This is a genomic window from Streptococcus sp. CL8.13 (genome assembly GCF_049737895.1).
The window spans coordinates 1-8,714 of record NZ_JBKOTT010000026.1; the positions used below are offsets into that span (position 1 = coordinate 1).

The window sequence follows — 8,714 nt, forward strand, 5'->3', positions numbered from 1 at the left end:
AAAAAGCAAAACTAGAAACGCTAAAGCAAGCATATAGACAAACAGACGACTACGAGAGCGCAGATAGGCTAGAAAAAATTGTTTCCAATCAAGCATGCTTCAGACCGTACCCTATCCCTTTCTTGGTCTCGATAAATCCTACCAAGCCCTGCTCTTCCAATTTTTTACGCAAACGAGCCACGTTAACTGAGAGGGTATTGTCATCAATGAAAAAGTCACTGTTCCAAAGTTCCCGCATCAAATCATCACGCGCTACGATGTTGCCTGCATGCTCAAACAAAACGCGTAAAATCTGGAATTCATTCTTGGTCAAATTCAACACTTGCCCTTGATAATGCAAATCCATGGATTTGGTATTGAGGATCACACCGGCATATTCCAGTAAACTCTCGTCTCGCCCAAACTCATAGGAACGACGTAGCAAGCCCTGAACCTTGGCTAGAAGAACCTGCTGGTCAAAAGGCTTGGTCACAAAGTCATCCGCCCCCATATTAATCGCCATGACGATATCCATAGCCTGATCTCTCGAAGACAGAAACATGATGGGCACCTTGGAAATCTTGCGAATCTCCTGACACCAGTGATAGCCATTAAACAAGGGTAAACCAATATCCATGAGGACCAGATGAGGCTCCGACTGGACAAAAAGACTCAAAACTTCCATAAAATCTTCTACCAGAACCACTTCAAATCCCCATTCAGAGAGCATTTTCCCGACCTGTTGACGAATAACCTGATCATCTTCTACTAGTAAAATCTTGTGCATGCGCTCCTCCTTTTCTATTATTATAACAGATTTTTCCATGCTAGCAGGCCTGAAACTGAATTTGAAAGAGCTTGTTTGTAGCCAACAAAGTGATGCAATCCTACTAGCTAATTTAAGGGAAATTTGATAAGATAAATAAAAAGAAAGGAGCACTTATGGCCAATATTTTTGACTACCTGAAAGATGTCGCATACGATTCCTTTTATGACCTTCCTTTAAATGAATTAGACATTCTAGCCTTAACAGAAACCACCTACCTCCCCTTTGATAATCTAGTATCCACAAGTCCTCAGCGACTTTTAGACCTGGCACCTCAGGTTCCAAGAGAGTCTAGCATGTTGACCAGCAAAAATCGACTCCAATTATTGGATGAATTAGCTCGACACAAACGCTTCAAAAATTGCAAACTCTCCCATTTTATCAACGACATCGACCCTGAACTGCAAAAACAATTTGCGGCTATGACCTACCGCCTCACTCTCGATACCTATCTGATTGTCTTTCGTGGGACAGATGATAGTATCATTGGTTGGAAGGAAGATTTCCACCTGACCTATATGAAGGAAATTCCTGCTCAAAAGCATGCCCTCCGCTATTTAAAGAACTTTTTTGCCCAACATCCTAAGCAAAAGGTCATTCTGGCTGGACATTCCAAGGGAGGAAATCTAGCCATCTATGCTACTAGTCAAATTGAGCAAAGCTTGCAAGATCAGATTACAGCAGTTTATACCTTTGATGCGCCTGGTCTCCACAAAGAACTGACACAAACCGAGGGCTATCAAAGGATAATGGATAGAACCAAGGTCTTCATCCCACAAGGCTCCATTATCGGTATGATGATGGAAATCCCTAACCAGCAAATCATCGTGCACAGTACTGCCTTGGGTGGTATCGCCCAGCACGATACCTTTAGTTGGCAGATTGAGGACAATCACTTCGTCCAACTGGATAAAATCAACAGTGATAGTAAACAAGTAGACAAAACCTTCAAGGAGTGGGTGGCTACAGTCCCTGACGAGGAACTTCAGCTCTACTTCGACCTCTTCTTTGGCACTATTCTTGATGCTGGTATTAGCTCCATTAATGACCTGTCGTCCTTAAAGGCGCTTGAACACATTCATCATCTCTTTGTCCAAGCGCAATCCCTCACTCCAGAAGAAAGGGAAACCATGGGACGCCTCACCCAGTTATTGATTGATACCCGTTACCAAGCCTGGAAGAATAGATAGTACCTTTCAAAAATCAAATGTATACAAAACAAAAGACCTAGAATACATACTTTCATGTGCATTCTAAGTCTTTTTAAATAGAATCTGACTACCAAATAATCCCTTTGTAGGCTATCAAAATGATAACTAACAGCAGGACATACAAGGCAAGAAAGAGCCATTTCATCTTGACACAGAGCGCTACGTACTCCCGAATAAAAGCAGATGGTATGTAGTAGCCTGCCGTCCTACATCCGAGGCCATCTCCCTTCATATTTAACTTACGCGCATAGGTACTGGTACGAAAAACATGATAGTCATTTGTAACAAAGAGGAATTGAGGTTTGGCTACCAGTTTCTCACCAAGTTCCTTAGAAAAGAGAAGGTTCTCGTAGGTAGTCCTTGATTGATCCTCTAAGATAATCGCATCTTGGGGAACATCTGTCTCTTCAAGCAGATAGTTTGTAATAGCCTGCGCTTCAGAAATCTTCTCATCTCCTCCTTGACCACCACTGGCAATGATTTTGATATGAGGATTCTTAGACTTGTGATAAGCTTCCACTGCCTTATCAATTCTCCTCTTCAGCAAAGGTGTTACCTTTTCTCCGTCTAACAAACCTGCACCATGAATGATAATAAAATCATAATGCTTCTTCTTAGGAATAAGGAGATACAAGATAGAGTACAGAATGAAAGCCACAAAAGCAAAACCAAAAATAAAGTAAGAATAAGCAATAAATGCAAATAAAATATTTAGAAAGTGATTGGTGTAAAATAATTCATATCGTCCTCCCAATCGAAATGACATCAAAGCAAAAAATAGCAAAATGACTATTCCAAGGAGCATGGAGAAATAATTAGCCTTTGAACGTCCCTCTCGCTTCAACAAAATGACCCCATTATAGATTAAAAAGATGCCACTTAGAAAAAGCAAAAAAGGAAGTAAAATAAAGGGAAATATAAAAAAAGCGAAATGAATCTTCTCATACCCATTTTGATAAAAAAGGTAGCCTAAATAAAAATAACTGGAAATGAGGGATAATAAGAATAATACTGGATTCCACAAACTTCTATTATCCTTCCAAAATGACACTATAAATGCTAATACAATTCCTATAACGAGATACATTTCTTCCTCCTTTTATGAGTTCATTTTATCATAATTATTCAAAGAAAAAAAGAGGGCATCTATCCCTCTCAATCCTTCATTTGACTCTCTGCGTCAGCCACGACTTGTTCTAGACTGGTCTGACCAAGTTCAGCCTCCATAGCCAGCTGGATTCTCTCCAATTTTTGATCCAAAACCTCATGAATATGAGCTCCGACTGGGCAATTTGGATTTGGATTGTCATGGAAACTGAATAGTTGGCCTGTCTTACCAAGACACTCAACCGCCTGATAAACATCTAAAAGACTAATATCTTTGAGGTCCTTGACAATCTCTGTTCCCCCTGTTCCGCGCGCTACTGAAATCAGCTCTGCCTTCTTCAACTGGGACAAGGTTTTTCTGATAATGACAGGATTGACCCCGACACTAGCAGCCAGAAAATCACTGGTCACCTTGCTTTCCTTCCCCTTGAGGGCAATAATTATCAGCATATGAGTCGCAATGGTAAATCTACTTGGAATTTGCATGCTCTTCTCCTTTTTACGAGGCTGCCCTGCCTCTACTCTTCTTTTTCTTTTATTATACCCTTTTTGGTTGTAATGTCAATCGTTACCACTTTTTAACCAGTCATCTAATTCCCTATCATAGCCCTCTTTCTGCGCCAATTCTCTCAGAAATTCCTGATTATGAGTATGGTGGATACCATTGACCAGACTTTCATAATAAACCTCAAAATAGGGTAGTTTTAGATCTTTAGCTAGCTGCAATTCAGCTGCCACATCGTAGTCCACCCGTCGAAAGTCCATATCTACCAAGCCCTGGTCATCAAATTCCAAAATCATATACTGGGCCCGCAAGTCCTTCCGCAACTGGGCATCTAGAAAGAAAGGCTGCCCAATCGAACCCGGATTGACAATCAATTGCCCACCAGTCCCGTAACGAAGCAACTGCTGGTGAATATGACCATAAACAGCTATATCGCAGGACGGATTGGTTACCAAGCGGTCAAAATCCTCTTGCGCTCCAGTATGAATCAACTCACGACCCCAGTTCTTATCAGGCAAATGATGGCTAATTCCCACTGTCAAATCACCAAACTGACGATGGATCTGAAGAGGTTGATTGTGAAGCAATTCAATTTCTTCTAGGGAAATTTCCTCTAAAACATACTGGCACTGGCGCAAGAGATAACGTTGGCTGGGACGAGTACTATCCAGTTCCTTGCGGACACCGTGCCACAGACTGTCTTCCCAGTTTCCCAAAACTCTAGCCGTAATCGGTAGTTCAACCAACAAGTCCAAAATCCTTCTACGCCCTGTCCCTGGCATGAGAATATCTCCTAAAAGCCAGTATTCATCCACTCCTAACTGCCGTGCATCTGCCAAAACAGCCTCCAAGGCGGTGGTATTTCCATGAATATCTGAAAGAAGAGCTATTTTTGTCATATTTATCTCCTCGTTTTTTCTCTTGCAATAAGTATAACATAAAAAGTCACAGCTAGAGAAATCTAGCTTTTTTTGATATACTAGATAAAGATATTAGACAAGAGGAAGCGAATGACCCCGAATAAAGAAGATTATCTAAAATGTATTTATGAAATCGGCATAGACCTGCATAAAATTACCAACAAGGAAATTGCTGCCCGCATGCAAGTCTCTCCCCCTGCCGTAACTGAAATGATTAAACGGATGAAGAGTGAAAATCTCATCCTTAAGGACAAGGAATGTGGCTATCTACTGACTGACCTAGGGCTTAAACTGGTCTCAGAACTCTACCGCAAACACCGCTTGATTGAAGTTTTTCTAGTCCATCATTTAGACTATACGAGTGACCAGATTCACGAGGAAGCTGAGGTCTTGGAACACACTGTCTCTGACCTCTTCGTGGAAAGACTGGATAAACTGCTAGGTTTCCCTAAAACCTGTCCCCACGGAGGAACCATTCCAGCCAAGGGAGAACTCTTAGTTGAAATCAATAACCTGCCCCTTGCGGATATCAAGGAAGCTGGCTCCTACCGTCTGACTCGGGTGCACGATAGTTTTGACATTCTCCATTATCTGGACAAGCACTCGCTTCACATCGGTGATCCTCTCCAAGTCAAGCAGTTTGATGGCTTCAGCAATACCTTCACTATCCTCACTAAAAATGAAGATTTACAAGTGAATATGGACATTGCCAAACAACTCTATGTCGAGAAAATCAACTAATTTCTCAAGTCCCCCACTAACCCTGAAAGTTTAATTTTCAGGGTTTTATTTCTATCATTTGATTTTGCTTTTATTTTATTATAAAATCGATGTAAAAAACAAGAAAGATACCTTAAACTATGAAAAAATCACTAAAAATTTTTGCGACATCTAAATGGTTTGACCTCTTCGGAGTTGCTTTGGTCGTTGGAATTGCGATCGCATCTGGCTATCTTAACTCCCGTCTCGACAAATTCGTAGACTGGGGACCATGGACAGCTCTTGTTCCCTTTGGATTCATTTCCGTAACCAATGTTGGAATTTCCATGTTGTCCACTCGTTTCACGGGAAAATTAAGCAAATGGGGAAATTACTTTGGTATTGTTAATACGATTTTGTCCGGCACCATTGATTATATCCTGGGAAATAAGGCGGCCATCATTACCTATCCTGTCACCTTCCTCATTTATACCTTTGCTATTAAGAAATGGGAAGCTTCGCAAGAAGGTAGACCCAACCAAATGAGCCAAAAACAGTTAAAATTGGCGGCCATCATCATTTCCATCATCGCCTTCCTCTTTGCCTTTGTGACAAACTATATCGGCTATGGAGGAAAGATGAATCTCCTTGCCTACGTAACAACTATTGCCTTTGCACTGTCCCTCATTGCAAATGCTTTTAACGCATTGAAACTAACAACTCAGTGGGGCTTTTGGTTGATTTACAATTTCGTTCAGCTGACAAAAGCTGGTATTCAAGGAAACTTCGCCAATATCGGTAAATACATCTTTTATATCCTCAATGCAATCGGAGCTTTATTTGTCTGGAATGATGAAGAAGTTAGATAATAGAAGGAAACTTAAATAAAAAAGCAAGTCGACTTAATAGAATCTCCTTACTAAAATTTTTTATCATTTTAGTTGTATCTCCCATTCGTTTGGAGTAAAATGAAGCTAGATAAAAGAGGGAGGTCTTGTCATGAGAAAACTCTATAGAATCCATTTTACAACAATTGCAGTCATCGATTTGCTACTATTCGCATTTTTTAGCAAAAGACCCGAGACATCTTTGGAGTGGCTCTTGCTCTCTGGTTTTATTTTCCTCCTTACTCAAGGACTCCTGTTATTTCGCTTGGTTGTCCGACTCAAACATCAATTCGCTGAGATTTATCCTCAAATCAATAAAAAGATTCGCTTCTACTATTTAGGGATTCTCTCCATTGATTTTCTATTTTTTGTCCTTTTAACCTTCGTTAGTTCTCAGCGTTTTCTCTCTCTTATGCCAATCATCACTGCTTGCCATTCTACTTTATATTATATGACGGCCGACTACCTAAGAGACAACTATCCAGACTTTTACGACAAACATATCTCTTTATGGGAGTGTCTCTAAGGAAAAGGAGGGGTTATCATGAAAAAAATCATCTTCATCAAAACCACTCAACTCCTTGTCATTGATGGAATCATGCTGGCATTTTTGACATTTAAAGGGGGGCTTACTTGGGACTGGATTTTGATTTATAGCGGTTGGCTCATTTTCTTTCATCCTGTGCTATTGACCTATCTTTCAAACCAACTTTGTGACCACTTTAGTCACCTCTATTCCCAGATTAGACCAAGATTCTGGCGTTTTGCCTTACAAATCCTTCTATGGGATAGCCTGATCATTCTCTCCTTGATATGTTTGAGTGGTGTGCCACTTTTCCTTCAGGGAACTCTCCTAACCCTAGGACACCTCATCCCTTCCTATCGCACCTGCCAAAGCCTGAAAAGAAACTTCCCCCAAGCATATCAAGAACCGATTGCATTTTGGAGTATTTTATGATAGATGAGAAAAACCAAGCCGGCTGGGCTTGGTCTTTCTTATCTATTTTTAGTATCTAGGATAATGGTAACTGGTCCGTCATTGACCAGCTCAACCTGCATATCAGCTCCAAAGATGCCTGTCTGAACGGGCACTTCTTGCGCTAATTTTTGATTGAAATCATCATAGAAGTCTGATGCCATATCAGGCTTGGCTGCCCCTGTAAAGGCTGGACGATTGCCTTTCTTAGTATCCGCAAAGAGGGTAAACTGAGAAATAGAGAGGATTTCTCCTTCAATATCTTTGACAGAGAGGTTCATCTTGCCTTCTGCGTCTGAAAAAATCCGCATATTGACCAGTTTTCTCACAGCATAGTCCAAATCTTCCTCTTGGTCCTCTGGTCCAACACCAACCAGCAATAAGAGCCCCTGATTGATTTTCCCCTGAACCTGACCTTCGATACTCACTTGGGCTTTTGTAACCCGTTGGATAATGATTTTCATAATAGCCTTTCTAGTAAGAGCTAGGACAATTAGCCATTGGTTCGTTTAACAGAGTAAACTTCTGGCACACTCTTAATCTTGTCCACGACCGTAGTCAGCGTCGAGAGGTTGGCAATGCCGAAGGATACATGGATATTAGCAAACTTCATATCCTTGGTTGGTTGAGCGTTGACTGTTGATATATTCTTGGTTGTGTTTGAAAGAACTTGCAGTACATCATTCAACAGTCCTGTACGGTTGAGACCATAGATATCGATATGAGCTACATACTCCTTATTTGAGTTTGAATACTGATCTTCCCACTCCACATCAAGGAGACGTTGCTCGTAGTTTTCTTGGGCACGCAGGTTCATACAGTCCACACGGTGAATAGCTACACCACGACCCTTGGTAATGTAGCCGACAATATCGTCACCAGGAACAGGATTACAACACTTGGCAATCCGCACTAGGAGACCTGAGGCACCTTCAATGACCACTCCACCCTCATGCTTAACCTTGAGGGTTTCTTTGTTTTCAACCTTGATCTCGCCACCTTTGACAAGCTCTTCTGCTTCCGCCTTGGCCTTAGCACGTTCTTCCTCACGACGTTCCTTTTCAGTCAGACGGTTAAAGACAGTAATAGCTCCAATTTCTCCAAAACCAATAGCCGCAAAGAGGGACTCTTCTGTCTTGTAGCTGGTCTTTTGCAGAACTTGGTCCATATGACGCTTGTCCATGAATTTATTGGCCACATAGCCGTTTTCTTGGAACTGAGCCATCAACATTTCACGACCCTTATTGATAGACAATTCCTTATCTTGGTTTTTAAAGAACTGACGAATCTTGTTGCGGGCCTTGCTGGTCTTGACCATGTTAAGCCAATCACGGCTTGGCCCAAAGGAGTTCGGGTTGGTGACAATTTCAACCTGATCCCCTGTCTTGAGCTTGGTTGTCAGAGGAACCATACGGCCATTGACCTTGGCACCCGTCGCTTTTTCACCGACCTTTGTATGGATTTCGTAGGCAAAGTCAATCGGTCCTGAATCTTTGGGAAGGGAACGAACAGCTCCATCTGGAGTAAAGACATAAATCTCCTCAGCCAGATAGTTTTCCTTAACTGAATCCACAAATTCCTTGGCATCATCAGCCTGGTCTTGG

The 8,714-nt window shown here is 41.5% G+C and carries 11 protein-coding genes; 5 read left to right on the plus strand and 6 right to left on the minus strand.

Annotation, left to right across the window (positions count from 1 at the left end; translation table 11 throughout):
* Positions 1 to 88: 88 nt before the first annotated feature.
* Positions 89 to 766, minus strand: a complete 678-nt coding sequence (locus ACLNCN_RS01635) for a response regulator transcription factor (RefSeq protein ID WP_000548991.1) — start codon at positions 764 to 766, stop codon at positions 89 to 91.
* A 155-nt stretch (positions 767 to 921) separates the two neighbouring features.
* Here ACLNCN_RS01635 and ACLNCN_RS01640 point away from each other — a divergent pair, with 155 nt between their 5' ends.
* Positions 922 to 1,995, plus strand: coding sequence for a DUF2974 domain-containing protein (locus ACLNCN_RS01640; RefSeq protein ID WP_424844493.1), 1,074 nt, complete (start codon positions 922 to 924; stop codon positions 1,993 to 1,995).
* A gap of 88 nt (positions 1,996 to 2,083) precedes the next feature.
* On the opposite strand, the gene ACLNCN_RS01645 is transcribed toward ACLNCN_RS01640, so the two are convergent.
* From ACLNCN_RS01645 to ACLNCN_RS01655, 3 genes are all read right to left on the minus strand, one after another.
* Positions 2,084 to 3,103 (minus strand): YdcF family protein, encoded by a 1,020-nt coding sequence (locus ACLNCN_RS01645; RefSeq protein ID WP_424844494.1) that lies wholly within the window; start codon positions 3,101 to 3,103, stop codon positions 2,084 to 2,086.
* Positions 3,104 to 3,171: 68 nt separating this feature from the next.
* Positions 3,172 to 3,609: an Rrf2 family transcriptional regulator gene (locus ACLNCN_RS01650; protein ID WP_150922525.1), complete on the minus strand. Its 438-nt coding sequence runs from the start codon at positions 3,607 to 3,609 to the stop codon at positions 3,172 to 3,174.
* A gap of 75 nt (positions 3,610 to 3,684) precedes the next feature.
* Positions 3,685 to 4,527: a metallophosphoesterase family protein gene (locus ACLNCN_RS01655; RefSeq protein ID WP_023946200.1), complete on the minus strand. Its 843-nt coding sequence runs from the start codon at positions 4,525 to 4,527 to the stop codon at positions 3,685 to 3,687.
* A 111-nt stretch (positions 4,528 to 4,638) separates the two neighbouring features.
* Between ACLNCN_RS01655 and ACLNCN_RS01660 the strand changes: the two genes are divergently transcribed.
* From ACLNCN_RS01660 to ACLNCN_RS01675, 4 genes are all read left to right on the plus strand, one after another.
* Positions 4,639 to 5,289 (plus strand): metal-dependent transcriptional regulator, encoded by a 651-nt coding sequence (locus tag ACLNCN_RS01660; protein WP_023946198.1) that lies wholly within the window; start codon positions 4,639 to 4,641, stop codon positions 5,287 to 5,289.
* 119 nt (positions 5,290 to 5,408) lie between these two features.
* Positions 5,409 to 6,116: a nicotinamide mononucleotide transporter gene (locus tag ACLNCN_RS01665; protein WP_191962404.1), complete on the plus strand. Its 708-nt coding sequence runs from the start codon at positions 5,409 to 5,411 to the stop codon at positions 6,114 to 6,116.
* Between the two features lie 130 nt (positions 6,117 to 6,246).
* A complete protein-coding gene (locus ACLNCN_RS01670; RefSeq protein ID WP_150922524.1) occupies positions 6,247 to 6,660 on the plus strand; it encodes a hypothetical protein in 414 nt (137 codons plus the stop codon).
* Positions 6,661 to 6,678: 18 nt separating this feature from the next.
* Positions 6,679 to 7,092 (plus strand): hypothetical protein, encoded by a 414-nt coding sequence (locus ACLNCN_RS01675; RefSeq protein ID WP_150922523.1) that lies wholly within the window; start codon positions 6,679 to 6,681, stop codon positions 7,090 to 7,092.
* 38 nt (positions 7,093 to 7,130) lie between these two features.
* On the opposite strand, the gene dtd is transcribed toward ACLNCN_RS01675, so the two are convergent.
* Together dtd and ACLNCN_RS01685 are read right to left on the minus strand one after the other, a co-directional pair.
* Positions 7,131 to 7,574 (minus strand): D-aminoacyl-tRNA deacylase, encoded by a 444-nt coding sequence (dtd, locus tag ACLNCN_RS01680; RefSeq protein WP_084888701.1) that lies wholly within the window; start codon positions 7,572 to 7,574, stop codon positions 7,131 to 7,133.
* 29 nt (positions 7,575 to 7,603) lie between these two features.
* Positions 7,604 to 8,714 (minus strand): TGS domain-containing protein (locus tag ACLNCN_RS01685; RefSeq protein ID WP_424844495.1); only part of this gene is annotated, 1,111 nt, incomplete at its 5' end.